The organism is Streptomyces sp. NBRC 110611 (assembly GCF_001590865.1).
Lineage (GTDB): Bacteria > Actinomycetota > Actinomycetes > Streptomycetales > Streptomycetaceae > Streptomyces.
Window position 1 is genome coordinate 373,844 of sequence record NZ_BBUY01000005.1, and the last position, 26,989, is coordinate 400,832.

Genomic DNA, 26,989 nt, shown 5'->3' on the forward strand with positions numbered 1-26,989 from the left:
TGCCGGTGCCGGCATTCCCGACGTTGCCGGCGTGGCTGCTGTTGTTGTCGGTGTCGTTGCTAGTGCTGTTGTGCCGCGGCTCCACGCATCGAGCCTATCCGGCGGAACCACCGAGCCCCTCACGTCCGTTCTTACGATGCGCCCCTCGCCACGCCTGGACGGGGGACGCCCCGCCGAGGACAGCCGAGGGGGCCCACCCCAGCGCGGGGACTCGGGGACGAGCCCGAGGGCATGGGGACAAGCCCGGGGACACGACCGGGACGAATCCGGGGACTAAGCCGGGGGGACGAAGCCGGGACCCCGCCGGGGGACGAGAAGGGACGACCGGAGATGGCAGCACGGACGACGGGCTGGGCCGCGGCAGGGAAGCCGACAGGCCGAGCGAGGGCGGTACGGGCGGGACGGGCCGGGCCCGCGATCTTCCTGATGCTGGGCTGGGTGGCGCTGCTCTGGCTGCTGGAGGGCGTCGACTTCGTCACCGGGGGCGCGCTGGACACCTTCGGCATACAGCCGCGCGACCCCGACGAGCTGGTCGATGTCGTGCCCGCCGCGTTCATGCACTTCGGCTTCGGTCATCTGGCCGCCAATACCGTGCCGTTGCTGGTGCTCGGCTTCCTCGCCGCACTGCGGACCGGCGTGCGCCGCTTCCTCGCCGTCGCCCTGGTGATCACCCTCACCAGCGGCCTGGGCGTATGGCTGACCGCCCCGCCGGACAGCAACACCGCGGGCGCCTCCGGTGTCGTCTTCGGCCTCTTCGGCTACCTCCTGATACGCGGCTTCATCGAACGCAAGCTGCTCGACATCGGCATCGGCCTGGCCGTCGGGGCCCTCTACGGATCGATCCTGTGGGGCGCGCTGCCCACGGACAGCGGCATCAGCTGGCAGGGCCACCTCTTCGGCCTGATCGGCGGCGTACTGGCCGCCTTCCTCCTCCGCGCACGCCCCCGCACCACCCCGCCCGCCCCCACCATCCGCCCCATCTCCTAACCCAAAGCAAACAAGCCACTACGCTACGGAATTAATCGCTCTCCGTAATCGTTGCCGTAAATAAGGAAGGCGGCACAGAGGCAGGAAGGCAGTACAGAGGCGGGAGGCCAGTACGGAAGCGCGGCCCGCGAAAGGTCAGACCGTCAGCCCCCGCACCAGCAGATCCAGCAGTGCGCAGACGAAGAGCGCGATGCCGATGAACCCGTTGACCTGGAAGAAGGCGCGGTTGACGCGGGTGAGGTCGTGCGGCTTGACGATCGTGTGCTCGTACAGGAACGCGGCCACCACGATCACCAGGCCCAGCCAGAAGAACGCGCCGGCACCGGTCGCCAGCGCGTACCAGACGAACAGGGCCGTCGTGACGAGGTGGCAGCCGCGCGCCCCCCAGATCGCGGCCGGAATGCCGAACCGGGCGGGGACGGACCGCACGCCGATCTCGCGGTCGGTCTCCACGTCCTGGCAGGCATAGATCAGGTCGAAGCCGCCGATCCAGATGCCGACCGCGAGGCCGAGGATCACCGCCTGCCAGGACCAGGATCCGCTGATCGCGAGCCAGGCGCCGACCGGGCCGATCGCCTGGGCGAGGCCGAGGATCGCCTGCGGGAAGTTCGTGAACCGCTTGCCGTACGGGTAGACCACCATCGGCACCACGGCGAGCGGCGCGAGCGCCAGGCAGAGCGGGTTCAGCAGGGCCGCCGCGCCGAGGAAGACGACGAGCGCGATGAGGGCGCCGGTCCAGGCCGACTTCACCGACACCGCGCCGGTGACCAGTTCGCGGTGCGCGGTGCGCGGGTTACGGGCGTCGATCTCGCGGTCGATGATGCGGTTCGCGGCCATGGCGAAGGTGCGCAGGCCCACCATGCAGACGGTGACGAGGAGCAGGCGGCCCCAGTGGATGCTCTTGTCCCACTCGTACATCGCGGTCAGGGAGGCGATGTAGGCGAAGGGCAGCGCGAAGACCGAGTGTTCGATCATCACCAGGCGCAGGAACGCCTTGGTGCGGCCCGGCTGCGGGATGGCTGCGGAGGCGCTGGTCATGAGAGGCCGTACTCCTTCCAGCGGCGGTCCACCAGGGCCGCCGTTCGCGGGTCGGACTCGACCATGTCCGGCCAGCCGCCGTCTCTGGTGTAGCCCTCCTCGGGCCACTTCTTCGTGGCGTCGATGCCCGCCTTGCCGCCCCAGAACTGCTGGTAGGAGGCGTGGTCGAGGTGGTCGACGGGGCCTTCGACGACGGTCAGGTCGCGGGCGTAGTCGGTGTTGCCGAGCGCCCGCCAGGAGACCTCGTGGAGGTTGTGGACGTCGCAGTCCGCGTCCACCACCACGATGAGCTTGGTCAGCGACATCATGTGCGCGCCCCAGATGGCGTGCATCACCTTCTGGGCGTGTTTGGGGTACTTCTTGTCGATCGAGACGATCGCGCAGTTGTGGAAGCCGCCGGACTCGGGGAGGTGGTAGTCCACGATGTCCGGGACGATGATCTTGAGGAGGGGGAGGAAGAACCGCTCCGTGGCCCGGCCCAGCGGGCCGTCCTCGGTCGGCGGGCGGCCGACCACGATCGACTGGAGCAACGGCCGTTTGCGCATCGTGACGCAGTCGATCTTCAGCGCGGGGAACGGCTCCTGGGGCGTGTAGAAGCCGGTGTGGTCGCCGAAGGGGCCTTCGGGGAGCATCTCGCCGGGTTCCAGCCAGCCTTCGATGACGACCTCGGCGTTCGCCGGGACCTGGAGCGGGACGGTCTTGCAGTCGACCATCTCGATCCGCTTGCCCTGGAGGAAGCCCGCGAAGAGGTACTCGTCGATGTCGCCGGGCAGCGGGGCGGTCGAGGCGTAGGTGACCGCCGGCGGGCAGCCGAAGGCGATGGCGACCGGCAGCTTCTCCCCGCGCCGGGCGGCGACCTGGTAGTGGTTGCGGCTGTCCTTGTGGATCTGCCAGTGCATGCCGATGGTGCGCTTGTCGTGGCGCTGCAGGCGGTACAGACCCAGGTTGCGTACGCCGGTCTCCGGGTGCTTGGTGTGCGTCAGCCCCAGGTTGAAGAAGGAGCCGCCGTCCTTGGGCCAGGTGAACAGGGCCGGCAGCTTCTCCAGATCGACCTCGTCGCCCTGGAGGACGACCTCCTGGACGGGCGCGTTCTCGCCCTTCACCTTCTTCGGCGGGACGTGCGTCATGCCCGCGAGCTTGCCGAACGCCTCGCGGATCCCGACGAACCCATGCGGCAGTTCGGGCTTCAGCAGCCCGCCGATCCTGGTGCTGATCTCGTCGTACGACTCCAGGCCGAGTGCCTTGAGGAGGCGGCGGTCGGTGCCGTAGACGTTCATGGCGAGCGGCATCGCCGAGCCCTTGACGTTCTCGAAGAGCAGCGCCGGCCCGCCGGACTTCTGCACCCGGTCCACGATCTCGCCGACTTCGAGGTACGGGTCGACCTCGGCCTTGATGCGCTTGAGGTCGCCGTCCCGCTCAAGGGCGCGCAGGAACGAGCGGAGGTCGTCGTAAGCCATGCGCTCCAGTATCGGGTACGGACTACCCTGGACGGGTCACCGGGCCCCGTCGAGGGCCCGCCGCCGTACGCAGGGGGCTCGTTCCGCAATGCTCAGGTATCTGCCGTTCCTCTTGGTCCTGGCGCTGTGGATCTACGCGTTCATCGACTGCGTCAACACCCCTGAGTCGCAGGTGCGTGGCCTGCCCAAGGCGGTGTGGGTGATCATCGTCCTGCTCTTCGGTGAGGTGCTGATCGGCCCGGTCGCCTGGTTGGTGGCGGGCAAGCAGCGCGGGGCGGACGGCGGCTCCCCTGCTCGGGCGAAGCCGGGAGCGCGGGGATGGGTCGCCCCGGACGACAACCCCGAGTTCCTCAGGTCTCTCGCGGAGGAGAGCAAGAAGGAAGAGAACAAGAAGGACGAGGCGCTGCTGAAGGACTGGGAGGCGGATCTGCGGCGGCGCGAGGAGGAGTTGCGGCGCAAGCGGGGCGAGGCTCCGGAGAGCCGCGACGACAACTAGCTTCCGGACGGCAACTGGCTCTTCCGGACGGCAACTGGCTCTTCCGCGCGGCGTCGCCGCACGCACGTCGTCGCCGCACGCACGCGTCGCCTCTCCCGTCGTGGGGATGGGGCGGGAGAGGCGACAACGTGGGGAGGCAGGCCCGGCAGACGAGCCCTGGCTTACGAGCCCCGGCGTACTGGACGCGTCTAGACCCCGGCGTAGGAGTGCAGGCCCTGCACGAAGATGTTCACGCCGTAGTAGTTGAACAGGTAGCAGCCGAAGGCGATCAGGCCCAGCCAGGCGGCCTTGCGGCCCTTCCAGCCAACGGTGGCGCGGGCGTGCAGGTAGCAGGCGTAGGCGACCCAGGTGATGAAGGTCCAGACCTCCTTGGGGTCCCAGCCCCAGTAGCGGCCCCAGGCGGCCTCGGCCCAGATGGCGCCCGCGATGATGGTGAACGTCCACAGCGGGAAGACGGTGGCGTTGATGCGGTAGGCGAACTTGTCCAGGGAGGCGGCGGAGGGCAGCCGCTCCAGGACGGAGCGGGCGAAGGCGCCGGGCTGCTTGCCGGCCGGGTCGGCGAGCTTGGCCTCGTAGCGGTCGCGGAAGAGGAACAGCACGGTGGCGACCGCGCCCATGTAGAGCACCGCGCCGGAGATGATGGCGCAGCTGACGTGGATCCACAGCCAGTAGGAGTGCAGGGCGGGGACGAGCTGGTCGCTGGCGGTGTAGAGGACGGAGACGGCCAGGCCCAGGTCGAGCAGGACGGTGGTGACCAGGGGCAGGCCGAGCCAGCGGATGTTCTTCTTGAGGGTGAGCAGCAGCAGGTAGGCGCCGACCGCGACGGCGGCGAAGGTGGTGGAGAACTCGTACATGTTGCCCCAGGGGGCACGCTGTACGGACAGGGCGCGGGTGAGGACGCCGCCGACGTGCAGCGCCCAGGCCAGGACGGTCAGGGAGATGGCGATCCGGCCGTAGAGGTCGCCCTTCTCCGTGCCGCCGGCGGCGCCGGGGCCGTCGGGGACGTCGCGGCTGCCGGCGGCGGTCTTGGTGATGACCTGGGGGCGTTCCAGTACGGCCGTGCCGCCGCCCTGCTGGGTCGACCGGACGGTGACGGCCGCCGGTGCGTTGGCGTGCGCGGTGAGGGCGGCGGCGGTGCGGCCGACCTTGCTGCGGCTGCCGAACACCCACTCGGCCATGTGCGCGAGGAAGGCGAGCGTATAGACCGCCATCGCGGAGTAGACCAGCAGATTGCTGTTGTGCGCCAGTGTCTCGTTGGCTGCGGCAGCGATGTTCACGCGCGCGCTCCTTCGGAGGGGTCAGCAGGACCGTCAGAGTCGGTGGGCTCCGCGGGGTTCTTGGCCGGGAGGGGGCCGGTGTCGGCTTCGGCCTCTGTGCCCGTGCCCAGGTCCGGATCGGAGTCGGCGACCGGCGCGACCGGCGCGGCGGGCGCCAGAGCCCCCGCGAGGTCCGCGAGTTCCTCGGGCAGTCTCGGGGCCTCGCTGCGGCCGAGGCCGGCCATCTCGACGACGGTGACGCCGTCGGCGCCCGTCTCGGCCCGGACCCAGACCCGGCGCCGCTGGATGAACAGCGAGCCGGCCACGCCGAGCAGGGCGGCGACCGCGCCGGTCAGCGCGAGGCCGTTGCCGGGCTGGTGGCTGATCTTGAAGCTGGCCCAGGGCGTGACGCCGTCGAAGGTGATGCTGCCGTCGCCGCCCGGCAGCTGCATCGTCTCACCGGCCCGCATCATCTGGGCGACCGCCCGGCCGTCGGCCTGGTACTGCTTGAGGCCCTTCATCTTCAGCTGGTAGACGTTCTGCGGCAGTCCGGAGCCGAGGCCCAGGTCGCCGTGGTAGGCGGTCAGCACGAGGCGGGGGTTATCCAGCGCCGGGAACTGGGAGAACATCGACCCGGAGCCCTTGCCGCCGTACGTCGGGATGAAGAAGCCCTGGAAGCCGAGCTGGTTGGGCTTGCCGTCCTTGGTCCGGGCGCCGGGCACCTTGACCACGCCGGTCGAGGTGAAGTTCTTGCTGTCCTGCGGGAGGAAGGGCACCGCGCCCTGGTAGACGGTCTTGCCGCGGCCGTCCTTGACGGTGACCTGCGGCGCGTAGCCGTGCGAGAGCAGGTAGACCTTGGAGCCGGCGATGTCGAGGGGGGTGTTCACCTCGATCGAGGTCCGGTGCTCCTTGCCGTCCGCCCCGGAGAAGTACGAGATGTCGGCGCGGAAGACACGCGGGGTGCCCTTCTGGGGGCCGGTGCGCTCGTAGGTGGCGGTGAATTTGTGGAGGGTGAAGCCGAAGGGCTCCATGGTGTCGGTGTCGAAGAAGGCACCGGACGTGAAGTCGTCGTACTGGGTGAGGCTGTTGGCGAAGCCGTCGCCTTCGGTGATCAGCTTGCCGCCTTCGGACTTCCACAGGCTGCCGACGGCGAACGCGACCAGCATCACGATCAGCGCGAGGTGGAAGACCAGGTTGCCGACCTCGCGCAGGTAGCCCTTCTCGGCGGCGACCGCGGTGCCGGCCCGGTGGGCGCGGAAGCGGCGCTTCTTCAGCATCCGCTCGGCGGCGGCGAGGACGTCGTCGGGGGCGGCGTCGGTGCGCCAGGTGGTGTAGGCGGGGAGCCGGGTGAGCCGGCGCGGGGCGGCCGGCGGGCGGCGGCGGAGCTGTCCGACGAACTGCCAGGTGCGCGGCACGATGCAGCCGATGAGGGAGATGAACAGCAGCAGGTAGACCGCCGAGAACCACACCGAGCTGTAGACGTGGAACATCCCCAGCTTGTCGTAGAGCGCGCCCAGGGTTTCGTGGTCGGCCTTGAACTCCTCGACCTTGACGGGGTCGATGCTGGTCTGGGGGATGAGCGAGCCGGGGATGGCGCCGATCGACAGCAGGAAGAGCAGCAGCAGCGCGACGCGCATGGAGGTGAGCTGCCGCCAGAACCAGCGCACCCAGCCGACCGGGCCGAGCGAGGGGAGCGAGATGTCTTCCCTGGGCGCGGTGGAGAGCTGGGATCCGGCCGCGCCGAGGTCGCTGCCCGCGGCGCCGGTGGTCTCCGCGGCACCGCCGGCCTCCGCGGCGCCGGCGTCCGAGGCACTACTGCCGGCCGGGGCGCCGGTGTCCGAGGCGTCGCTGCTGTCCGGGTCGCGGGGGCTGTCGGTCGTGGTGGACATCAGTCAGATCCCAACGGTGATGCTTTGCGTCCAGCTCTGCAGCTCGGACATGAGGCTGTCCCAGACGCCGGTGACGAGGAGGATGCCGAGCGCGACCATCATGCCGCCGCCGGCCCGCATGACCCATACGTAGTGCCGTTTGACCCAGCCGAACGCGCCGAGCATCCGGCGGAAGGCGAGGGCGACGGCGATGAACGGCAGGCCCAGGCCCAGGCAGTACGCCACGGTGAGCAGGGCCCCGCGGCCGGCGCTGGCGTCCTGGAAGGCGAGGGCGTTGACGGCGGCGTAGGTGGGGCCCAGGCACGGGGTCCAGCCGAGGCCGAAGAGCAGCCCGAGCACCGGCGCGCCGGCCAGTCCCATCGCGGGCCGCTTGTGGAAGCGCAGCTCGCGCTGGCCGAAGCGGCGCAGGACGCCGGCGAAGGCCAGTCCGAGGAGGATCATCAGGAGCCCGAGGACGCGCGAGATGACGTCCTTGTACTCCTGCAGGGTGCGGCCGAAGAACCCGAAGAGCGCGCCGCCGGAGACGAAGACGGCGGTGAATCCGAGGATGAAGAGGGTGGCGCCGGCCAGCATCCGGCCGCGGCGGGCCTGGGCGAGGTCGGTGCCGGTGACGCCGGTGACGTACGACATGTAGCCGGGGACCAGCGGGAGGACGCAGGGGGAGAAGAACGAGACGAGCCCGGCCAGCAGCGAGAGGGGGACGGCTGCGAGCAGGGTGCCGTTGAGGATGGTCTGGTTTCCCGCGACGGCGAGCTGGATCACGGCGTCACTTCTCTGCGATCAGCGGGTCGACCATCTCGCGCAGCTCGTCCTCGGTGAGCGGACCGAGGGAGCGGGCGGCGATCTTGCCGTGCCGGTCGATGGCGATCGTGGACGGGATGGCCTGCGGGTTGAGGCTGCCCTTGGGGAAGCGCAGGATCTGGCGGCCGCCGGTGGGGTCGTAGAGGCTCGGGTAGGGCACCTTGTGGTCGTCCTCGAAGCCGACGGCCTGTGCCTTCTCGGCGTCCCGGGTGTTGATCCCGATGAACTGGACGCCCTTGCTCTTGGTCTCGCGCGCGACCTTGGCGAAGTTGGGCGCCTCGGCGATGCAGGGGTCGCACCAGGATCCCCAGACATTGACGATGATGATCTTGCCCCGGTAGTCGGCGAGGTCCAGCTTCTCGCCGCGGGTGGTCTCGCCGGACAGGTGGGGTGCGTCCTGCCGGTCGGCGGGCTTGACGGTGTCGATGCCGTTCTTGCCCTGGACGAACCTGGTCTGGGCGGAGCCGCCGGAGGCGCCGTCGCCGCAGGCGCTGAGCGTCAGCGAGGCGGCCGCGGCCCCTGCGGCGAGCAGGGCCAGACGGCGGCGGCGCGTTCGGCGGGCGGCGCGGTCAGCACTGCGATCAGCACTGCGGTCAGCACTCATGTGAAAAGTTTCGCATGGGGCTTTCGCGGATCTTCCACGCCCCCCTGGCGTGGCCGAGGCCGGGGCCGAGGGGCAGGTCAGGCGGGTGAGGCGGGCGCTGCGGCGTGTCGGGGAGGCCGCCCGGTGCGCCGGGGCGGGCGCGTCAGGCCGCCGAGAGGTACGCCTTCCAGCCCTCGCCGGGGCGTTCGCCGACGGGTATGCGCTGGAGCTTGTACAGCACCTCGGGGTCCTGGGCGTCCAGCCAGTCGGTGAGCTGCCGGAAGGACACCAGCCGGACGTCCCGGTTCCGCTCGTGGGCGATGTGCTTGAGGGCGTCCTCGACGGCGTCCATATAGATACCGCCGTTCCACTGCTCGAAGTGGTTGCCGATGAAGAATGGTGCGCGGTTGGTCTCGTAGGCGCGGCGGAATCCGGATATATAGGCGTCGGTGGCCTGCCGGCGCCAGCCGGGATAGTGGGCCGGCGGGGCTTTCGTGGAGTTCTTCGACTGATTGGCGAGGATGTTGTAGTCCATCGAGAGCACCTCGAAGGAGTGCCCGGGGAACGGTATCTGCTGGAGCGGATAGTCCCAGACACCCAGCTTTTTCCTGGGCCACATCTGAAGTCCGCCGGGCGAGCTGGCGTCATAGCGCCAGCCGAGTTCCCTGGCGGTGGGCAGCAGGTTTTCCTGGCCGAGCAGACAGGGCGTACGGCTGCCGACCAATTCCTTCCGGTAGTCGAAAGGGAGCGGTTCGAGGTCGGTGAAACCGGTGTTGGTCTTCCATTGGGTGACGAATTCCATCGCCTGGTCGATCTCGGCGCGCCACTGCCCGGGTGTCCAGTAGGTGACGGAGGTGCGGGCGGCGCCGCAGAAGTGGCCGTTGAAGTGGGTGCCGACCTCGTGGCCGTCGAGCCAGGCCCGGCGGACGTACGTCAGGGTCTCCCTGATGTGGTCGTCGCCGAGGTAGCCGATGGCGGAGGCGCCGCGCGGGTTGTTCGGCGGGGTGTAGCGGTGCCGCTGGGATTCGGGGAGGAGGTAGAGCCCGGTGAGGAAGAAGGTCATGGCCGCGCCGTGGTCCCTGGCGAGCTTGAGGAAACGGGGGAAGAGGCCGTTGCCGGCCTCTCCCGCACCGTCCCAGGAGAACACCACGAACTGCGGAGGGGTCTGTCCGGGCTCCAGCCGTTCGGGGGTTTTCGGCTGGTGGGGCTGGGGGCCGTAATGCGCGGTGGAGCCGTCTCCGATGAGCCTGGGGCGGGCCTGGACGGAGTTCCTCACCTTGTCCGCGCCGTTCGGGCCGGGCGCGGAGCAGCTGGCTATGCCGAGTGCGGCGGCTGCCCCGGCCCCCATCCCCAGCAGGTTCCGCCGGCTTATCGCGCCCATGCCCTCGTCCCCATCCGTGGTCACCCGAACTCGATATCCATATAAACGGACATTCGAGGGGAGGGCATGTCGGCCGGCGGGACTCCGGGCTATTCGCTCGAACAGGTTGTTCCGCTCGTCGTCGGCGGCCTCATTGACGCTCCGCCATATGAGGTGAGGTCAGGCCCCGAAAGCCTTGGCCTTTCCCTTGACGGGTTTGGCGCCCGCCAGAAGGTGGGAGGGCACAAGGTCGCGCGCCGGTTCGCTGTACCCCACCGAAACGATCTTGTCGCCGTGGAAGGTGAACGACGTCAGCGAGGCCAGCGTGCACTGCCGCTTCCGCGGGTCGTGCCACAGCCGCCGCCGCTCCGCGAAGCTGCGGACGATCCAGATCGGCAGCTGGTGGCTGACCGCCACCGCCTCGTGCCCCCGGGCCGCGTCCCGGGCCGCGCCGAGCGCCGCCATCATCCGTACGACCTGCTCGATGTACGGCTCGCCCCATGACGGCCGGAACGGATTCGTCAGGTACTTCCAGTTCCCCGGCTTCTTCAGCGCACCGTCGCCGACCCCGAAGGTCTTCCCCTCGAAGACGTTGGCCGCCTCGATCAGCCGCTCGTCGGTGGCCAGCGCCAGGCCGTGCGCGTCCGCGATCGGCGCCGCGGTCTCCTGCGCGCGCTCCAGGGGCGAGGCGACGACATGGGTGATGTCGCGCTGGGCGAGGTGCTCGGCGACCCGGTCGGCCATCTTCCGGCCCAGATCGGAGAGGTGGTAGCCCGGCCGGCGCCCGTACAGCACGCCCTCGGGGTTGTGCACCTCGCCGTGCCGCATCAGATGGACGACGGTGATGTCTTCGCTGCTCATGCCGCTCATACCGCCCCTCCTCATTCCGTCGCTTCGGCGGCGGCCCGGGCGGCGGCCGGCAGGGCGGCCGCGATCCGCTCGACGGCCCGGGTGTCGTGCGCGGTGGAGACGAACCACGACTCGAAGGCGGACGGCGGGAGGTAGACGCCCTGCGCCAGCATCGAGTGGAAGAAGGCGGTGAAGCGGAAGGTCTCCTGCGCCTTGGCCTGGTCGTAGTTCGTGACGTCCGCGTCGGTGAAGAAGACCGTGAACATGTTGCCCGCGGCCTGGACGCGGTGCGCCACGCCCTCCTTCGTCAGGGCCTCGCCGACCAGGCCCCGGATCTCGGCGGAGACGGCGTCGACCTTCGCGTACGCGGCGTCGTCCAGCAGTCGCAGCTGCGCGACACCGGCCGCGGTGGCGATCGGGTTCCCGGACAGGGTGCCCGCCTGGTAGACCGGGCCGGCCGGGGCCAGGTGCGCCATGACGTCGGCACGGCCGCCGAAGGCCGCGGCCGGGAAGCCGCCGCCCATCACCTTCCCGAAGGTCATCAGGTCGGGACGTACGCCATCAATTCCGTACCAGCCGGACTTGCTGACGCGGAAGCCGGTCATCACCTCGTCGGAGATGAAGAGCGCGCCGTTCTCGGAGCACAGGTCCTTCAGCCCCTGGTTGAAGCCCGGGCGGCCGTCGGCGGCGGGCAGCGGCGGCACCACGCCCATGTTGCCGGGCGACGCCTCGGTGATCACACAGGCGATCTCGCCGGGGTGCGCGGCGAAGGCGGCCCGCACCGCCTCCAGGTCGTTGTAGGGCAGCACGATCGTGTCGCCGGCCTGCGCGCCCGTGACGCCCGGCGTGTCGGGCAGGCCGAAGGTCGCCACGCCCGAGCCGGCCGCGGCCAGCAGCGCGTCCACATGCCCGTGGTAGCAGCCCGCGAACTTGATCACCTTCGGCCGGCCGGTGAACCCGCGCGCCAGCCGGATCGCCGACATCGTCGCCTCGGTGCCGGACGACACCAGGCGCACCTGCTCGACCGGCTCGACCCGGGCGACGATCTCCTCGGCCAGCTCGACCTCGCCCGCGCCGGGCGTACCGAACGACGTACCGCGGGCGACCGCCTCCTGGACCGCGGCGATCACCTCGGGGTGTGCGTGGCCGAGGATCATCGGACCCCACGAGCACACGAGGTCGACATACTCGCGGCCGTCGGCGTCGGTGAGGTACGGGCCGGTACCGGACACCATGAACCGGGGCGTACCGCCCACGGCCCGGAACGCCCGCACCGGAGAGTTGACGCCGCCCGGCGTCACCACGGACGCGCGCTCGAACAGCGACTGTGAAACAGGGGCTTCATAAGGAAAAGACACGACGATCCTGACCTGCATAATCGGGGAGGGCGGCGGCGCACGGACACGGCCCGGCTGACAACGTGCGGGAATCCCCACTTGGACCCCCTGGGGGGCCGTACGGTTCCCGCTCGATCCTTTTTTGCTTCCTCTCGCTTTCGACCGGGCGTCAGCCCCCAGTCGTCTGCGAAACTGGGGCGACGTACGAGTAAGTCACGCAAGCAATGGTCTCAGAGGCGCACGGGGGCGTGCGGCCGGGCGTTTCATGCGCTGGCGACGGGGGAGGTCTCTGAGACGATGATCGGGTTGCGCGGCTGGGGCTGCGAGTAGTCGGGTGGAGATATGCATCGCGGTGGCGAACTGGGCGAAGGAACCGATGACCGGGGTTCCGGGCGCGCCCAGCGCGGCCGTCACCGGCGCGAGGGAACCAAAGGCGGGGACATCAGGGGCGGCCGCATGGGGGTGACGTACAAATATTTCGGCGCGCCCAATGGTGCGACCGCGGCCCGCGTCCCGATCTCCATGCGTCCCGAGGAACTCGGCGGTGACGAGCTCGGTATGGGCGGAATGTTCTCCAAGATCAAGCCGGAGACGATGGCCGCGATGGTCCTCACCGGTATAGAGGGCATACCGCTCCACAAGGTCCCTCCGCTGGAGCTCGTCGTCCTGCACCCCGACTACGCCGTCGTCAAACTCCCGATGACCGTGGTCGACCCCCTGCGCGGGGTCGGCGAGGAGTCGGTCGGCGCGGCGGCCTTCATCTGGTCCACCGTCCCCGACCGCGGTGGCCCGCGGGACGCCTTCACCGTGTACCAGCTGCTGCACGAGTGGCAGGACTTCAGCCACCGGCTGCACGAGGCGGGGCATCAGGCGTACTGCCTGGTGTGGCCGTAACGGTTCAGCGGGGCCGGGTCCGGGGCCGGCGCGACCCGGGGGAACGGTTCGGCGCGCCCTGAGGGAACGGTTCGGCGGCCTGCTCACGACGTGAAGGGGCCGCCTTCCCCATGTGGGCGGGCCGCTCGCATCCCCGTCACGGCCGGCTCAGCTCCGCTATCCGCGCCGCCTCCCGGGGAAAGCGCGCGGCCAGTTCGGCGGCGTCCCCGTGCTCGTAATCCTCGTACGTGAATCCGGGCGCCATCGTGCAGCCGAAGAGCGTCCAGGCTCCGCCGCCGGCGACCTCGGCGGCCATCCACGTACCGGCGGCCACCGTGAACTGCACCTGCTGTCCTCCCAGGACGTCCGGGCCGAGCACGACCGTACGGGCCGGACCGTCCTCGGGGAGGAGGAACAGGCTCAGCGGGTCGCCGGTGTAGAAGTGCCAGACCTCATCGGCCGGCAGCCGGTGCAGCGCGGAGAAGTCGCCCGGCTCCGCGGTCAGCAGCATCAGTATCGCGGTCCCCTCGGGCCGGCCGTCGGGGCGCTGCGCCCCCAACCAGGTCTGCCGGAACCGCCCGCCCTCCCGCGGCAGGGGCACCAGCCCGTAGAGCTCGATCAGTGCCTCGGGTCCTGGGGTGCAGAGGTGCCTGTCCATCCGTGGGGTACCCCTCCCACTCGTCCGCGGCCCATCGGTGAGGGCCGGCGGGTGCCGGCGGTCCGTCGGTGGTGAATCACCCTAGGCACCGAGGCGGCGCGGCGACGGCCACTTTCAGGCCATGTCCGCCGCCTCCGCCGACGGGCCGGCCGTCGGTCGTCGGTCGTCGGCCGAGGCGTAGGACGTGGACCTCAGGGCGTTTCGGCCGTCAGATAGCGCTGGACGGTGGGGGCCACCCAGGCGATGACCTCGTCATGGCTGAGGGCGACGGCCGGCGGAATGTGCAGGACGTAGCGGCACAGGGCCAACCCGAGCATCTGGGAGGCGATCAGCGCGGAACGGACCTCCGCCTCCTCCGGTACGGGGCAGACCGCGGAGAGGATCGGGCCGACCTGCTCGGCGAACACGCCACGCATCCGCTCCGCACCCGCCTCGTTCGTGGCGCCGACGCGCAGCATGCCGGTCATCGTCTCGTCGCTCTCCCAGCGCTCCAGGAAGTGGCGTACGAGGCGGGAGCCGAGCTCGTCGTGGGGGACGTGGGTGAGGTCGGGGGCGTTCACCACGATCTCGGAGGCGGCGGCGAAGAGGCCCGCCTTGTTGCCGTAGTAGCGCATGACCATCGACGGGTCGATGCCCGCGTCCCTGGCGATGGCGCGGATGGTGGCGCGGTCGTAGCCGTCGGCGGCGAAGCGGTCGCGGGCGGAGGCGAGGATCGCGGCCCGGGTGGCGGCGGAGCGGGGGCGTGTGCCGCCGTCGGCCGTGGCGTCGTCGGAAGCGTCGGAGGCGTCGGGCAGCGGGTCCGGTCCGGTGCCGGCGGCGGCGAGGGGGGCGTGCTTTGCCATGCCAACGAATGTAGGCCAACGACCGTTGACATGCCAGCGCACGACGCCTTACGCTTGCCAACAAGCGTTGACCAACGAGCGTTGGCACACATGCGTTGACTCACGCACGTTGACCACGCACGTGGATATTGGCTCGCACCGACACGGACTGACTCGCACCGACACGGACTGAGCAGAGACAGCAAGGACAGCGAAGACAGAGACGGAAGCAGACACAGAGGCAGAGGCACGGCCAGAGGAGGCAGCCGCCATGAATGCCATGAACCATCCGCCCGACGGCACCACCGGCACCACCCACGGCACCGACCACCCCACCCACCACGACACCGCCCCACCAGCCCACGACGCGGATGTCCTCGTCGTCGGCGCCGGCCCCACCGGGCTGCTGCTCGCCGGGGATCTGGCCCGGGCCGGCCTCGCCGTGACCCTCCTCGAACGCCGCGCGAGCACGGTCGGCAACCTCACCCGCGCCCTGGCCGTGCACGCCCGGACCCTGGAGCAGCTCGACGCCCGCGGCCTCGCCGACGAGCTGGTCGACGGCGGCCATCCGGTCACCCGCCCCCGGATGTTCGGCTCCGTCTCCCTCGACCTGAGCCGGCTCCCGACCCGCTTCCCGTTCGTGCTGATCACACCGCAGTACGAGGTCGAGCGGGTACTGGAACGCCGGGCCCGCGAGGCCGGGGTGACCTTCCGTCACAGCTGCGAGGTGCTCGGGCTCGAACAGGACGCGGACGGTGTGACGGTGCGGATGCGCACCACCGGCGACAGCCCGGCTTCCGGTGACGCTGCGGAGAGCGGAGGCGGAGCGCAGCGGAGCAGCAGCATCCGCGCCACCTACCTCGTCGGTACCGACGGCGTACACAGTACGGTGCGCGAGGCCGTCGGGCTGCCCTTCCCCGGGAAGTCCGTGCTCCGCTCCGTGGCCCTCGCCGATGTCCGGCTGGACCGGAAACCCGAGTCGCCCTTGCTCCTTGCCGCCACGGATGACGCCTTCGCCCTCATCGGCTCCTTCGGCGACGGCTGGTACCGCGTCATCGGCTCCCTCCGCCGCCGGGCCGACGACTCCGCACCCGACGACCTCGCCGAGATCCGCGAGGCGGTCCGGCTCGTCTTCGGCAGCGACTACGGCATGCACGACGCCCGCTGGGTCTCCCGGTTCCACAGCGACGAGCGCCAGGTCCCCGCCTACCGCGTCGGCCGGGTCTTCCTCGCCGGCGACGCCGCCCATGTCCACTCCCCCGCCGGCGGCCAGGGAATGAACACCGGCCTCCAGGACGCCGCCAACCTCGGCTGGAAACTGGCGGCCGTCCTCCAGGGCCACGCCCCCGAAACCCTGCTGGACAGCTATCACACCGAGCGGCACCCCGTCGGCAGGCAGGTACTGCGCAGCAGCGGCGCCATTCTCCGCATCGCCCTGCTGCACGGCGCACGCGGCCGCGCTGCCCGCGCCCTCGCCGCCCAGCTCCTCAGCCGCCTACGGCCGGCGTCCCGCCGTGCGGTCCGCACGGTCTCCGGTCTCGGCATCGGCTACCCGGCCGGTCCCGGCGCCCACCGCCTCGCCGGCCGGCGCGCCCCCGACATCCACCTTGCCGACGGCAGCCGCCTCTACGAACTCCTCCGCCACGGCACGTTCGTCCTCATCACCCCAGACGGCGAACCAGGCCTCCCCCAGCCTCCGGCCCATCCCGGCGCCGACAGCCGGCAGCACCATGACGCCACTGCCCGCACCGCCCGCACCGCCCGCACCCTCCACGCCGCCTGGCGCGGTGACCGGCGTACCGCCGTCCTGGTACGCCCCGACGGCTATATCGCCTGGGCCACCGACGCCACGGCCCCGGAGGAGCGCGCCGCGGCCCTGCGCACCGCCCTCCGCCACTGGACCGGCTCCGCCCACTCCACCCCCGCCACCGGCCTCAGGGGCGCTCCCGAATCCGTGGGGGCTACCGGGCCCGTGGGCACTCCCGGATCCGTGGGGGCTACCGGGCCCGTCGACGAGGGGCGCCTCATAGGCCCGGCGTCCGCGGCCGTCATCCCGGCGCCAGGACATGGCGCAGATACGCCCGCGGGTCGTTGAGGTAGCGCCGCCAGTGGTCGACGACCCCCAGCTCAGCCCACTCCACCGACCGCATCCCGTGCTCACCGACCTCCACGATCTCCGCGCCGGGGAGCGCCGTCAGCAGCGGGGAGTGCGTGGCGCAGATGACCTGCGCTCCGCTGCTCGCCAACTCGTCCATCAGCCCTATCAGTTCAAGACAGGAGGAGAACGACAGCGCCGCCTCCGGCTCGTCCAGTACGTACAGCCCCCGCTGGGAGAACCGCTCCCGGAAGGCCAGCAGAAAGCCCTCACCATGGCTCATGTCGTCCGGATCCCGCGAGATCCGCCCCCACCTGCACTCGCCGCTCAGCGCCTCCAGCGCCGTCTCGGCCCGCAGGAAGAAGCCCCGTCGGCGGACCCGCGGTGCCCGCACCATCGCCCGCCCCTCGCGGGTCGGATCGAACCGCATCCGGGCGCCCAGTGGCGACACCTCCCGGGGACTCGCGTACTTGTAGCCCGCCGACCCGCCGTACGAGTCCAGCCCGAATCCCTCCGCCAGCGCCTCGGCCAGCGTCGACTTACCCGAACCGTTCTCCCCCACCAGGAACGTCACCGGCGCCCGGAACACCAGGCCCTCGTCGGCCAGCTGGCGCACACAGGGCACCGTCCAGGGCCAGCCGTCCTCGGCCGTCCCCTCGCCTTCCGGAAGGTCCACATAAGCCCGTTCGATCAGCATGCCCCCGAAACTCTCACAGCCCACTGACACCGCACGGGCACCCCACGGGCACCCACTGGCACCGCGCGGGCAGCCCACGGGCACCCACTGGCACCGCGCGGGCAGCCGCCGGCCCCTCCCACCGGGGCATGATCGGTACGCTGGCCGTCGCGCCGGCACGGCAGTGACACCGCAAGTACACATCAGCTACAGAGCAGCACAGTGCAGCACCGAGCAGTGATCGTGGATACACACCGAGGAGAGCCATGACCGCCGAGGCCCCCACCGCCGTCGTCACCGGAGCCAGCAGCGGCATCGGCGCCGCCACCGCACGCGCCCTGGCCGCCGCCGGCTATCACGTCATCCTCACCGCCCGCCGCAAGGACCGCATCGAGGCCCTCGCCGCCGAACTGCCGCACGCCGAGGCCTACGCGCTCGACGTCACCGACCGCGCCGCCGTCGACGCCTTCACCGCCGCCCTCGGCCACCGCCCGTCCGTCGACGTCCTGGTCAACAACGCCGGCGGTGCCCTCGGGGCCGAACCGGTGGCCACCGGCGACCCCGCCGACTGGCGCGCGATGTACGAGGTCAACGTCCTCGGCGTGCTCCATATGACGCAGGCGCTGCTGCCCGCGCTCACCGCTTCGGGCGAGGGAACCGTCGTCGTCCTCTCGTCCACCGCGGGCCATGGCACCTACGAAGGCGGCGGTGGCTACGTCGCCGCCAAGCACGGCGCCCACGTGATCGCCGAGACCCTCCGCCTCGAACTGTGCGGCGAGCCGGTGCGCGTCATCGAGATCGCACCCGGCATGGTCAAGACCGCGGAGTTCGCCACCACCCGTTTCCGCGGCGACACCGACAAGGCCGCCAAGGTCTACGAAGGCGTCGACCAGCCGCTCACCGCGGAGGACGTCGCCGACACCATCACCTGGGCCATCACCCGCCCCGCCCATGTCAATGTCGACCTCCTCGTGGTCCGCCCCCGCGCCCAGGCCTCCAACACCAAGGTGCACCGCACCACTTGAGCCCGAACCCCCACCGCCCCCCCACCGCACCGCACAGCGGCGCCAACCGCACCAAGGCGGCGTGACGCACCGCGCGCCACGCCGCCCTCACCCCTCAGTCGTCACCCGTCAGCCGTCACCCGTCAGGCTCCAGCCGGAACGGATCCGTCCCGCCGGGTCAGCCCTTCACGCACACCACCTGCTTGAGGTGGGCGACGACCTCCACCAGGTCCCGCTGCTGGTCCATGACCTTCTCGATCGGCTTGTAGGCGCCGGGGATCTCGTCGATCACCCCGGAGTCCTTGCGGCACTCCACACCCCGCGTCTGCTCCTCCAGGTCCTGCCGCGAGAAGCGCTTCTTCGCGGCGTTCCGGCTCATCCGGCGGCCGGCGCCGTGCGAGGCCGAGTTGAAGGACGCGGCGTTCCCCAGGCCGCGGACGATGTACGAGCCGGTGCCCATCGAGCCCGGGATGATGCCGTACTCGCCGCTGCCCGCCCGGATGGCGCCCTTGCGGGTCACCAGCAGGTCCATACCGTCGTACGTCTCCTCCGCCACGTAGTTGTGGTGGCAGGAGATGACCTCGTCGAAGGTCACCTTCGCCTTCTTGAACTCGCGGCGGATCACGTCCTGGGTCAGCGCCATCATGATCTCGCGGTTGTGCTTCGCGTACTCCTGCGCCCAGAACAGATCGTTGCGGTACGCCGCCATCTGCGGGGTCTCCGCGAGGAAGACGGCGAGGTCCCGGTCGACGAGCCCCTGGTTCTGCGGCAGCTTCTGGGCCACGCCCATGTGGTACTCGGCCAGTTCCTTGCCGATGTTGCGCGACCCGGAGTGCAGCATGATCCACACCGACTGGTCGTCGTCGAGGCAGATCTCATGGAAGTGATTCCCGGACCCGAGCGTTCCCATCTGCTTCGTGGCGCGCTCGTGACGGAACTTCACCGCATCGGCGATCCCGTCGAACCGCCGCCAGAAGTCCTCCCACCCGGCCGTCGGGACACCGTGCAGCCGGCCCGGATCGACCGGTGCGTCGTGCATCCCCCGGCCCACCGGAATCGTCTGCTCGATCTTCGAGCGGAGACGGGAGAGGTCTCCGGGCAGGTCGTTGGCGGTGAGCGAGGTCTTCACCGCGCTCATACCGCAGCCGATGTCGACACCGACCGCCGCCGGGCAGACCGCGCCGCGCATGGCGATCACCGAGCCGACCGTGGCGCCCTTGCCGTAGTGCACATCGGGCATCACGGCCAGACCCTCGATCCACGGCAGCGTGGCGACGTTGCGCAGCTGCTGCATCGCGACGTCCTCGACCCCGGCCGGGTCCGTCCACATCCGGATCGGCACCTGCGCGCCGGGCACCTCGACGTACGACATAACTTCCCCATTCCCCCGAATACCTGAAAAACGCAAAAACCGGACAAGTCATCCGATCTTGGACGCCGGACCGGCGTGCGCGGCGAGACGTGCGGTACACATTGTGTCCATCGGCCGCCGCCCGGCGGCAAGCGCATTTCGCAGGGGAAGGAGCCGCGAGCGATGCCACGGAGGTCGTTCGTACCCGGTGCCGCAGTAGTGGCCACCGCGGCCCTGGCCGCCGCTCTCACCGGCTGCACCAGCGGCTCCGACGGCGACGGCGCCGGCCCCGACGCGAAGGGCGGCGGCACCACCACGGCGAGCCAGGCCGCCGAGCCGGGCCGCTACCAGACCCTCAAGGAGCCCTGCGGACTGCCGTCCCGCAGCACCCTCCGGGGCATGCTGCCCGGCGACGACCAGCAGCCCTCCAGCGCGGACTCGGAGCGGGTCTACGGCGGCCAGGCCGAGATCACCTACGACACGGACCGCCGGGTCGGCTGCCACTGGACCCGCGAGACCGGCGCGGGCACCCGCCATCTGACCCTCGACATCCAGCGCGTGGTCTCGTACGACCCCAAGGTCAGCGACGACGACAAGGCGCAGAAGATCTACGACGGCAAGGAGCTGGCCGCGAAGATACCGGCCGGCGGCGGCACCGGCACCGGCCCCGCCTCCCCGGCGGCCTCCACGACTCCCCCCGCCACGGAGAAGGGCAAGGATGCCGATTCCGGCGCCGCACAGGGCGCGGCCCCCCAGGGCGGCGCCACGGACGGCGAGGGCGGGAAGCCCGGCGCGGACGGAAAGGACGGAGACGGAGGAGCCGGAGGAGACGCGTCCGGCAAGACGGGCCAGGACAGCAAGGCGGATCAGGACGGCAAGGCAGGCCAGGACGGCAAGGACGGCAAGGACGGCAAGACCGGGGCGAGCGCCTCGGGTGCCCCCTCAAAGGCCGCCGGCCCCGCCGCCGACCCCGGCGCGTCGACCGCCCCCCGCGTGCTGGACGACCTCGGTGACGCGGCGTTCCTCAACGACAAACTGGTCACGGCGGACTCCGGCGTCCACCGCGACATCACTGTGGTGTTCCGCACGTCCAATGTGATCGTGACGATCACCTACGACCAGTGGTCGACGGACAAGTCGACCCTGCCGAACAGCCAGGAACTGCAGGACAAGGCCCGTTCGCTGGCCGGCGAGCTGGCGGACAGCCTCAGCGAATAGTCCGTATTGGGCGAGTTGCCGCGCTTCGGCGACAAGTCCCGGATGTCGGCTCTCTGTGTCGTGCTCATCGACACGAAACGGTCACCCACCCCGCCGCGCCGCGTACCGTGCCGTCTGGGGCCCGTGTCGGAAGCCCCAGCCGATCCGACGACGACGAACAGCGAAGGAACCATGCACCGTTCAGCCAAGCGCCTCGCCAGCCTCCTCACCTGCGCAGCAGTACCGGCGCTGCTCGTCGCCGGCTGCTCCGGCTCGGACAGCGACAGCTCCGGTTCCGGTTCCGGTGACGCCTCCGCCTCCGCGTCCGCCCCCGGCCGCACGGCTGCGCCGTCGCCGACCGTCGCGCCCGCGAAGTTCAAGCAGCTGCCGAACCCGTGCGAGGTGTTCTCCAAGGACACCCTCAAGGAGCTGGTGCCCAAGGTGAAGGACGCCGCCGGGGAGCGGGGCCGGTCCTCGGACAACGCCTCGCACGGCACCTGCTCGTGGAACAGCTCCGACGAACAGGGCGTCGACGGCACCCAGTTCCGCTGGCTGGGCGTCGCGCTCCAGCGTTACGACTCGGACCCCGGCATCGGCGCGGCCGACAAGCGCGCCGCGGACTACTACGCCAAGCAGATCACCGCCGCGAAGGCCACCCAGGGCGCCGAGAAGCTGAAGGCGGCCACGACCTCCGGTACCGGCGACGAGGCGACCGTGATCACGTACGACGCGAAGAAGGAGGGCAATGACTACAAGAACACGACGATCATCGCCCGCCTGTCGAACATCGTCCTCACGATCAACTACAACGGCGCGGGCCTGGCCGGTGCGGACACCCCGAAGGGCGAGGACCTGCTGAAGGCCGCCCAGGCCGCCGCCAAGGAGGCGGTCGCCACCACCGCCAAGACCACCACCGCCAAGGCGAAGCCCTGACCCGGCCTTGACCGTCCCCGCCCCGGCGGCCCTGACCCGTCCCCACCCCGGCGGCCCCTCGGTCTCCTCGGCCCGCCGGTGACGCCCTACGCCGCCTCCGACCCCGCCGACTGCCCTCGCTTGCGGCGCTTCCTGTCCATGTCGCCCCATACGGCGAGGGCCGCTCCGGCCGCGAAGAGGCCGAGGTAGGCGACCGACGGCAGGTCGAACCAGTGGGCGAGCAGGCCCCAGGTGCGGTCGAAGAAGGTCTGGCTGACGAAACCCAGGGCGCCCTGGATCATGAAGATGAAGCCGATGATTCCCCTCATGACTCCAGCGTGACGGGTTCGGCCCCGGGGATCCTCCTCCCCGGGGCCGAACCCGTACTCCTCCTCAAGTCCCAGTGCGCACGCCGGGCCTCCGCCCGAGCGGCGCTTCCGCTCAGGCGCCCAGGAGCGTGCGCACCCGGTCGGCGCCCACCGCCAGCAGCAGCGTGGGCAGCCGCGGGCCGGTGTCCCGCCCCACCAGCAGGTGGTACAGCAGCGCGAAGAACGTCCGCTGCGCCACCTTGATCTCCGGCGGCAGCTCCTTCGGCGTCGCGTCGGCGGAGAAGCCGGCCTGGACCTTCGGCACGCCGTAGACCAGGTGGGTCAGCCCGTCCAGCGACCAGTGCGAGTCGAGGCCCTCCAGGAGCAGCCGGATCGAGTCGCGGGCCTGGTCGTCGAGGGACTTCAGCAGCTCGGTGTCCGGCTCGTCGCGTACGACGGTGCGCTGTTCGGCGGGGACGTGCTTGTTGATCCACGCCTCGGCCTTGTCGAGCCGGGGCCGGGCCTCGTCGAGCGAGGTGAGCGGGGCGGCCGGGTCGAGGTCGGAGAGGATCCGCAGCGCCTGGTCGGCGTGTCCGGCGGTGATGTCGGCGACCGACGCGAGCGTGCGGTACGGCAGCGGACGCGGCGTACGCGGCAGTTCACCGGCCGCGGTACCGGTCGCCCGGGCGTAGGCGGCGGCGTCCGCGGGCAGCGCCGAGCCGTCGGCGACCTTCCCGGCGAGCTTGTCCCACTCGTCGTAGAGCCGCTGGATCTCCTGATCGAAGGCGATCTTGAAGGACTGGTTGGGGCGGCGGCGCGCGTACAGCCAGCGCAGCAGCTGCGGCTCCATGATCTCCAGGGCGTCGGCCGGGGTCGGCACCCCGCCCTTGGAGGACGACATCTTGGCCATCCCGCTGATGCCGACGAAGGCGTACATCGGGCCGATCGGCTGCTCGCCGCCGAAGATGCCGACGATCTGGCCGCCGACCTGGAACGACGAGCCGGGCGAGGAGTGGTCGACGCCGGACGGCTCGAAGATCACGCCTTCCCGCGCCCAGCGCATCGGCCAGTCCACCTTCCAGACCAGCTTGCCGCGGTTGAACTCGCTCAGCCGGACCGTCTCGGCGAAGCCGCAGGCCGTGCAGGTGTAGGACAGCTCGGTGGTCTCGTCGTCGTACGAGACCACCGTCGTCAGGTCCTTCTCGCACCGGCCGCAGTACGGCTTGTACGGGAAGTAGCCGGCCGAGCCGCCGCTGCCGTCGTCCTCGGTGGCCGCGCCGGAGCCCTCGGCGGCCTCCAGCTCGGCCTCGTCGACCGGCTTCTGGGACTTCTTCGCCGGGGCCTTCTTCGTGCGGTACTGGCCGAGGACCGCGTCGATCTCCGCACGGTTCCGCATCGCGTGCAGGATCTGCTCGCGGTAGGCGCCGGAGGTGTACTGCTCGGTCTGGCTGATGCCGTCGAACTCCACACCCAGCTCGGCCAGGGCCTCGGCCATGGCGGCCTTGAAGTGCTCCGCCCAGTTCGGGTACGCCGAGCCGGCGGGCGCCGGTACGGAGGTCAGCGGCTTGCCGATGTGCTCGGCCCAGGACTCGTCGACCCCCTCGACGCCGGCCGGGACCTTGCGGTAGCGGTCGTAGTCGTCCCAGGAGATCAGGTGACGGACCTGGTGGCCGCGGCGGCGGATCTCGTCGGCGACCAGGTGCGGGGTCATGACCTCGCGGAGGTTGCCGAGGTGGATGGGGCCGGAGGGGGAGAGTCCGGACGCGACGACGACCGGTTTGCCCGGGGCACGACGCTCCGACTCGGCGATGACGTCGTCCGCGTAACGGGAAACCCAGTCCTGGGTCTCCGTGCTCGTGCTCTGGGCCACGATCGGGGGGTCCTTTTCGGTTCGGGGCTGGTGCGCGGCTGCTCTCCACGCCGGTGTCCATTCTCCCAGACGGCCACCGGTCGGAAATTCAGTGGTAGCCGCGTGGGATACTCCTTGGCAAACCCTTTCCCTCCAAAGACACCTTCGTCTAGAAGAGAGCGCAGCTTCATGGCCTCGGTCCCTTCCCTCGCAGCCACGGTCAATCAGCGCGTCGCGGACGCCCTCTCGGCAGCCCTGCCGGAGGCCGGCGCCGCGGACCCGCTGCTGCGACGTAGCGACCGGGCGGATTTCCAGGCCAACGGGCTGCTGGCGCTGGCGAAGAAGCTCAAGGGCAACCCGCGGGAGCTGGCCACCCAGGTCGTCGGGGAGATCGCGGGCGGTGAGCTGCTCGCCGACGTCGAGGTCTCCGGCCCCGGCTTCCTGAACATCACGGTCACCGACCAGGCGATCACCGAGGCGCTCGCCGCCCGCGCCGCCGACGGCGACCGCCTCGGCGTGCCGCGGAAGGCGAAGCCGGGCGTCACGGTCATCGACTACGCCCAGCCGAACGTGGCGAAGGAGATGCACGTCGGCCACCTGCGCTCGGCGGTCATCGGCGACGCCCTGCGCCACATGCTCGACTTCACCGGCGAGCGGACGATCGGCCGGCACCACATCGGCGACTGGGGCACCCAGTTCGGCATGCTCATCCAGTACCTGATCGAGAACCCCGGCGAGCTGGCCCCGGCGGCCGACGTCGACGGCGAGCAGGCGATGAGCAACCTGAACCGCGTCTACAAGGCGTCGCGCGCGGTCTTCGACGCCGACGAGGCGTTCAAGGAGCGGGCGCGGAAGCGGGTCGTCGCCCTGCAGTCCGGCGACAAGGAGACCCTCGACCTGTGGCAGCGGTTCGTGGACGAGTCGAAGGTCTACTTCTACTCGGTCTTCGAGAAGCTGGACATGGAGATCCGCGACGACGAGATCGTCGGCGAGTCCGCGTACAACGACATGATGGCGGAGACGGCGCGGCTCCTGGAGGAGTCCGGTGTCGCGGTGCGCTCCGAGGGCGCGCTGGTCGTCTTCTTCGACGACATCCGCGGCAAGGACGACCAGCCGGTGCCGCTCATCGTGCAGAAGGCGGACGGCGGCTTCGGCTACGCGGCCTCCGACCTCTCCGCGATCCGCAACCGCGTCCTCGGCCTCCAGGCGACGACGCTCCTGTACGTCGTCGACGTGCGGCAGTCGCTGCACTTCCGGATGGTCTTCGAGGCGGCCCGCCGGATGGGCTGGCTGAACGACGACGTCACCGCGCACAACATGGGCTACGGCACGGTGCTCGGCGCGGACGGCAAGCCGTTCAAGACGCGTGCGGGCGAGACAGTCCGCCTGGAGGACCTCCTCGACGAGGCGGTGCAGCGGGCCGCCGAGGTGGTGCGCGAGAAGGCGCGGGACCTCACCGAGGACGAGATCCAGGAGCGGTCCGCGCAGGTCGGCATCGGCGCGGTGAAGTACGCGGACCTGTCGACGTCGCCGAACCGCGACTACAAGTTCGACCTGGACCAGATGGTGTCGCTCAACGGCGACACGTCCGTCTACCTCCAGTACGCGTACGCCCGTATCCAGTCGATCCTGCGCAAGGCCGGTGACACCAAGCCGGTCGCGCACCCGGAGCTGGGCCTGGCCACCGCGGAGCGGGCACTGGGCCTGCACGTGGACGCGTTCGGCGACACGGTCTTCGAGGCGGCCGCGGAGTACGCACCGCACAAGCTGGCCGCGTACCTGTACCAGCTGGCGTCGCTGTACACGTCGTTCTACGACCAGTGCCCGGTCCTGAAGGCCGAGACCCCGGCCCAGGTCGAGAACCGCCTCTTCCTGTGCGACGTGACGGCCCGCACGCTGCACCAGGGCATGGCACTCCTGGGCATCAGGACGCCCGAGCGCCTGTAGGCGACACGCACAAGGCCGGTTCGCTCAACTGCGGTGGAGCGGACCGGCCTTGCGGGTACGGGCGGGGCGGGCGTCAGAGCCGACGCGCCACCTCCGTCGCCCAGTACGTCAGGATCATGTGCGCGCCGGCCCGCTTGATGCCGGTCAGGGTCTCCAGGATCGCCCTGTCCCGGTCGATCCAGCCCTTCTCCGCGGCAGCCTCGATCATCGCGTACTCACCGGAGATCTGGTACGCGGCGACGGGTACGTCCACGTCGGCCGCGATCTCCGCCAGCACGTCCAGGTAGGGCAGCGCCGGCTTGACCATCACCATGTCGGCGCCCTCGTCCAGGTCGAGGGCCAGCTCCCGCAGGGATTCCCGCAGGTTGGACGGGTCCTGCTGGTACGTCTTGCGGTCGCCCTTCAGCGACGAGCCGACCGCCTCCCGGAACGGGCCGTAGAACGCGGACGAATACTTCGCGGTGTAGGCGAGGATCGAGACGTCCTCGTGGCCGGTCTGGTCCAACGCGTCGCGGATGACGCCGACCTGACCGTCCATCATGCCGCTGGGGCCGACGACATGGACGCCCGCATCGGCCTGGACCTGCGCCATCTCGGCGTAGCGCTCCAGCGTCGCGTCGTTGTCCACCCGCCCGTCGGCATCGAGCACACCGCAGTGGCCGTGGTCGGTGTACTCGTCCAGGCACAGGTCCGACATCACGACGAGATCGTCGCCGACCTCGGCCTTCACATCGCGGATGGCCTGCTGGAGGATGCCGTCCGGGTCGGTGCCGGCGGTGCCCAGCGCGTCCTTCTTCGCGTCCTCGGGGACGCCGAAGAGCATGATCCCGGCGACGCCCGCCTCGACCGCCTCCGCGGCGGCCTTCCGCAGCGTGTCGCGGGTGTGCTGGACGACGCCCGGCATGGCGTTGATCGGCACCGGCTCGCCGATGCCCTCCCGTACGAACGCGGGGAGGATCAGGTCGGCCGGGTGCAGACGGTGCTCGGCGACCATCCGCCGCATGGCGGGGGTGGTACGCAGCCGCCGTGGCCGCGCCCCGGGAAAGCTTCCGTACTTCGTCATGCCACCCACGCTACGCCCGCCGCGCCCCCGCCTTTGCCGACGTCGCGTCGGCAGTCGCGGCAGCGCCCCGGCGGGTATCGGCGGGTATCGACGGGTAGCGGCGAGCGCCGGCGAGTACCGGCGGCACCAGGAAGCGACATTACACCCAAAGGGTGATGAACAGCCCTCGTCAGAGCAGCGGG

24 protein-coding genes are annotated in these 26,989 nt (G+C 70.6%); 8 read left to right on the plus strand and 16 right to left on the minus strand.

Features of this window, described 5'->3' with window-relative positions; translation table 11 throughout:
- Positions 1-330: 330 nt before the first annotated feature.
- Entirely contained in the window at positions 331-987 is a 657-nt protein-coding gene (locus tag AZE13_RS14865) for a rhomboid family protein (protein WP_066931131.1), read from the plus strand.
- A 135-nt stretch (positions 988-1,122) separates the two neighbouring features.
- Here AZE13_RS14865 and mqnP read toward each other — a convergent pair whose 3' ends face one another.
- Positions 1,123-2,025, minus strand: a complete 903-nt coding sequence (gene mqnP / locus AZE13_RS14870; RefSeq protein WP_066931133.1) for a menaquinone biosynthesis prenyltransferase MqnP — start codon at positions 2,023-2,025, stop codon at positions 1,123-1,125.
- On the minus strand, positions 2,022-3,482 hold the full coding sequence (locus AZE13_RS14875; RefSeq protein WP_066931135.1) for a menaquinone biosynthesis decarboxylase: 1,461 nt from the start codon (positions 3,480-3,482) through the stop codon (positions 2,022-2,024). Before AZE13_RS14875 ends, mqnP begins: the two co-directional genes overlap by 4 nt.
- Positions 3,483-3,570: 88 nt before the next feature.
- Between AZE13_RS14875 and AZE13_RS14880 the strand changes: the two genes are divergently transcribed.
- Entirely contained in the window at positions 3,571-3,978 is a 408-nt protein-coding gene (locus AZE13_RS14880) for a PLD nuclease N-terminal domain-containing protein (RefSeq protein ID WP_066931136.1), read from the plus strand.
- A 188-nt stretch (positions 3,979-4,166) separates the two neighbouring features.
- Here AZE13_RS14880 and ccsB read toward each other — a convergent pair whose 3' ends face one another.
- The 7 genes from ccsB to hemL form a co-directional block, all read right to left on the minus strand.
- A complete protein-coding gene (gene ccsB / locus AZE13_RS14885; RefSeq protein WP_066931138.1) occupies positions 4,167-5,255 on the minus strand; it encodes a c-type cytochrome biogenesis protein CcsB in 1,089 nt (362 codons plus the stop codon).
- On the minus strand, positions 5,252-7,123 hold the full coding sequence (locus tag AZE13_RS14890; RefSeq protein ID WP_066931140.1) for a cytochrome c biogenesis protein ResB: 1,872 nt from the start codon (positions 7,121-7,123) through the stop codon (positions 5,252-5,254). Before AZE13_RS14890 ends, ccsB begins: the two co-directional genes overlap by 4 nt.
- Before the next feature lie 3 nt (positions 7,124-7,126).
- Positions 7,127-7,885 (minus strand): cytochrome c biogenesis CcdA family protein, encoded by a 759-nt coding sequence (locus tag AZE13_RS14895; protein WP_066931142.1) that lies wholly within the window; start codon positions 7,883-7,885, stop codon positions 7,127-7,129.
- 4 nt (positions 7,886-7,889) lie between these two features.
- Positions 7,890-8,528, minus strand: a complete 639-nt coding sequence (locus AZE13_RS14900; protein WP_066931144.1) for a TlpA family protein disulfide reductase — start codon at positions 8,526-8,528, stop codon at positions 7,890-7,892.
- Between the two features lie 142 nt (positions 8,529-8,670).
- Positions 8,671-9,888, minus strand: a complete 1,218-nt coding sequence (locus AZE13_RS14905; RefSeq protein ID WP_066931434.1) for a twin-arginine translocation signal domain-containing protein — start codon at positions 9,886-9,888, stop codon at positions 8,671-8,673.
- A gap of 159 nt (positions 9,889-10,047) precedes the next feature.
- The gene (locus AZE13_RS14910; protein WP_066931436.1) at positions 10,048-10,728 is read right to left on the minus strand and encodes a histidine phosphatase family protein; all 681 of its coding nucleotides are present in this window, start codon (positions 10,726-10,728) and stop codon (positions 10,048-10,050) included.
- Between the two features lie 20 nt (positions 10,729-10,748).
- Entirely contained in the window at positions 10,749-12,074 is a 1,326-nt protein-coding gene (hemL, locus tag AZE13_RS14915) for a glutamate-1-semialdehyde 2,1-aminomutase (RefSeq protein ID WP_066931438.1), read from the minus strand.
- A 321-nt stretch (positions 12,075-12,395) separates the two neighbouring features.
- Here hemL and AZE13_RS14920 point away from each other — a divergent pair, with 321 nt between their 5' ends.
- The gene (locus tag AZE13_RS14920; protein ID WP_079123999.1) at positions 12,396-12,947 is read left to right on the plus strand and encodes a hypothetical protein; all 552 of its coding nucleotides are present in this window, start codon (positions 12,396-12,398) and stop codon (positions 12,945-12,947) included.
- A 136-nt stretch (positions 12,948-13,083) separates the two neighbouring features.
- On the opposite strand, the gene AZE13_RS14925 is transcribed toward AZE13_RS14920, so the two are convergent.
- Together AZE13_RS14925 and AZE13_RS14930 are read right to left on the minus strand one after the other, a co-directional pair.
- The gene (locus AZE13_RS14925) at positions 13,084-13,584 is read right to left on the minus strand and encodes a cupin domain-containing protein (protein ID WP_066931146.1); all 501 of its coding nucleotides are present in this window, start codon (positions 13,582-13,584) and stop codon (positions 13,084-13,086) included.
- A gap of 191 nt (positions 13,585-13,775) precedes the next feature.
- Positions 13,776-14,426 (minus strand): TetR family transcriptional regulator, encoded by a 651-nt coding sequence (locus AZE13_RS14930; RefSeq protein WP_079124000.1) that lies wholly within the window; start codon positions 14,424-14,426, stop codon positions 13,776-13,778.
- Positions 14,427-14,676: 250 nt separating this feature from the next.
- Here AZE13_RS14930 and AZE13_RS14935 point away from each other — a divergent pair, with 250 nt between their 5' ends.
- Positions 14,677-16,500 carry an FAD-dependent monooxygenase gene (locus AZE13_RS14935; protein WP_079124001.1) on the plus strand — a complete coding sequence of 608 codons (1,824 nt, stop codon included), beginning with the start codon at positions 14,677-14,679 and terminating at the stop codon, positions 16,498-16,500.
- Here the strand turns inward: AZE13_RS14935 and AZE13_RS14940 are convergent.
- Positions 16,454-17,197 carry an AAA family ATPase gene (locus tag AZE13_RS14940; protein ID WP_066931148.1) on the minus strand — a complete coding sequence of 248 codons (744 nt, stop codon included), beginning with the start codon at positions 17,195-17,197 and terminating at the stop codon, positions 16,454-16,456. The two genes, AZE13_RS14935 and AZE13_RS14940, sit on opposite strands and share 47 nt — an antisense overlap.
- Positions 17,198-17,442: 245 nt before the next feature.
- Here AZE13_RS14940 and AZE13_RS14945 point away from each other — a divergent pair, with 245 nt between their 5' ends.
- Positions 17,443-18,201 (plus strand): SDR family NAD(P)-dependent oxidoreductase, encoded by a 759-nt coding sequence (locus tag AZE13_RS14945; protein WP_066931150.1) that lies wholly within the window; start codon positions 17,443-17,445, stop codon positions 18,199-18,201.
- 157 nt (positions 18,202-18,358) lie between these two features.
- Here AZE13_RS14945 and AZE13_RS14950 read toward each other — a convergent pair whose 3' ends face one another.
- Entirely contained in the window at positions 18,359-19,552 is a 1,194-nt protein-coding gene (locus tag AZE13_RS14950) for an RtcB family protein (RefSeq protein ID WP_066931152.1), read from the minus strand.
- A 162-nt stretch (positions 19,553-19,714) separates the two neighbouring features.
- On the opposite strand from AZE13_RS14950, the gene AZE13_RS14955 reads away from it, so the two are divergent.
- Both AZE13_RS14955 and AZE13_RS14960 read left to right on the plus strand, forming a co-directional pair.
- Positions 19,715-20,749: a hypothetical protein gene (locus AZE13_RS14955; protein ID WP_066931155.1), complete on the plus strand. Its 1,035-nt coding sequence runs from the start codon at positions 19,715-19,717 to the stop codon at positions 20,747-20,749.
- A 171-nt stretch (positions 20,750-20,920) separates the two neighbouring features.
- Positions 20,921-21,661 (plus strand): DUF3558 family protein, encoded by a 741-nt coding sequence (locus AZE13_RS14960; RefSeq protein WP_066931157.1) that lies wholly within the window; start codon positions 20,921-20,923, stop codon positions 21,659-21,661.
- 86 nt (positions 21,662-21,747) lie between these two features.
- On the opposite strand, the gene AZE13_RS14965 is transcribed toward AZE13_RS14960, so the two are convergent.
- Together AZE13_RS14965 and lysS are read right to left on the minus strand one after the other, a co-directional pair.
- Positions 21,748-21,969, minus strand: a complete 222-nt coding sequence (locus AZE13_RS14965; protein ID WP_066931159.1) for a hypothetical protein — start codon at positions 21,967-21,969, stop codon at positions 21,748-21,750.
- Between the two features lie 112 nt (positions 21,970-22,081).
- Positions 22,082-23,821 carry a lysine--tRNA ligase gene (gene lysS, locus AZE13_RS14970; RefSeq protein WP_066931444.1) on the minus strand — a complete coding sequence of 580 codons (1,740 nt, stop codon included), beginning with the start codon at positions 23,819-23,821 and terminating at the stop codon, positions 22,082-22,084.
- Positions 23,822-23,986: 165 nt separating this feature from the next.
- On the opposite strand from lysS, the gene argS reads away from it, so the two are divergent.
- Positions 23,987-25,744: an arginine--tRNA ligase gene (gene argS / locus AZE13_RS14975; protein ID WP_066931161.1), complete on the plus strand. Its 1,758-nt coding sequence runs from the start codon at positions 23,987-23,989 to the stop codon at positions 25,742-25,744.
- 73 nt (positions 25,745-25,817) lie between these two features.
- Here the strand turns inward: argS and hemB are convergent, their stop codons facing one another.
- Entirely contained in the window at positions 25,818-26,807 is a 990-nt protein-coding gene (gene hemB / locus AZE13_RS14980) for a porphobilinogen synthase (RefSeq protein WP_066931163.1), read from the minus strand.
- Positions 26,808-26,989: the final 182 nt, after the last annotated feature.

What these genes read in the sequence shown, in the direction of transcription:
- AZE13_RS14865 (WP_066931131.1), top strand. Translation starts at nt 331, where the DNA reads ATGGCAGCACGGACGACGGGCTGGGCCGCGGCAGGGAAGCCGACAGGC.
- mqnP (WP_066931133.1), bottom strand. Translation starts at nt 2,025, where the DNA reads ATGACCAGCGCCTCCGCAGCCATCCCGCAGCCGGGCCGCACCAAGGCG.
- AZE13_RS14875 (WP_066931135.1), bottom strand. Translation starts at nt 3,482, where the DNA reads ATGGCTTACGACGACCTCCGCTCGTTCCTGCGCGCCCTTGAGCGGGAC.
- AZE13_RS14880 (WP_066931136.1), top strand. Translation starts at nt 3,571, where the DNA reads ATGCTCAGGTATCTGCCGTTCCTCTTGGTCCTGGCGCTGTGGATCTAC.
- AZE13_RS14890 (WP_066931140.1), bottom strand. Translation starts at nt 7,123, where the DNA reads ATGTCCACCACGACCGACAGCCCCCGCGACCCGGACAGCAGCGACGCC.
- AZE13_RS14900 (WP_066931144.1), bottom strand. Translation starts at nt 8,528, where the DNA reads ATGAGTGCTGACCGCAGTGCTGATCGCAGTGCTGACCGCGCCGCCCGC.
- AZE13_RS14905 (WP_066931434.1), bottom strand. Translation starts at nt 9,888, where the DNA reads ATGGGCGCGATAAGCCGGCGGAACCTGCTGGGGATGGGGGCCGGGGCA.
- AZE13_RS14910 (WP_066931436.1), bottom strand. Translation starts at nt 10,728, where the DNA reads ATGAGCAGCGAAGACATCACCGTCGTCCATCTGATGCGGCACGGCGAG.
- AZE13_RS14920 (WP_079123999.1), top strand. Translation starts at nt 12,396, where the DNA reads ATGCATCGCGGTGGCGAACTGGGCGAAGGAACCGATGACCGGGGTTCC.
- AZE13_RS14925 (WP_066931146.1), bottom strand. Translation starts at nt 13,584, where the DNA reads ATGGACAGGCACCTCTGCACCCCAGGACCCGAGGCACTGATCGAGCTC.
- AZE13_RS14930 (WP_079124000.1), bottom strand. Translation starts at nt 14,426, where the DNA reads ATGGCAAAGCACGCCCCCCTCGCCGCCGCCGGCACCGGACCGGACCCG.
- AZE13_RS14935 (WP_079124001.1), top strand. Translation starts at nt 14,677, where the DNA reads ATGAATGCCATGAACCATCCGCCCGACGGCACCACCGGCACCACCCAC.
- AZE13_RS14940 (WP_066931148.1), bottom strand. Translation starts at nt 17,197, where the DNA reads ATGCTGATCGAACGGGCTTATGTGGACCTTCCGGAAGGCGAGGGGACG.
- AZE13_RS14945 (WP_066931150.1), top strand. Translation starts at nt 17,443, where the DNA reads ATGACCGCCGAGGCCCCCACCGCCGTCGTCACCGGAGCCAGCAGCGGC.
- AZE13_RS14950 (WP_066931152.1), bottom strand. Translation starts at nt 19,552, where the DNA reads ATGTCGTACGTCGAGGTGCCCGGCGCGCAGGTGCCGATCCGGATGTGG.
- AZE13_RS14955 (WP_066931155.1), top strand. Translation starts at nt 19,715, where the DNA reads ATGCCACGGAGGTCGTTCGTACCCGGTGCCGCAGTAGTGGCCACCGCG.
- AZE13_RS14960 (WP_066931157.1), top strand. Translation starts at nt 20,921, where the DNA reads ATGCACCGTTCAGCCAAGCGCCTCGCCAGCCTCCTCACCTGCGCAGCA.
- AZE13_RS14965 (WP_066931159.1), bottom strand. Translation starts at nt 21,969, where the DNA reads ATGAGGGGAATCATCGGCTTCATCTTCATGATCCAGGGCGCCCTGGGT.
- argS (WP_066931161.1), top strand. Translation starts at nt 23,987, where the DNA reads ATGGCCTCGGTCCCTTCCCTCGCAGCCACGGTCAATCAGCGCGTCGCG.
- hemB (WP_066931163.1), bottom strand. Translation starts at nt 26,807, where the DNA reads ATGACGAAGTACGGAAGCTTTCCCGGGGCGCGGCCACGGCGGCTGCGT.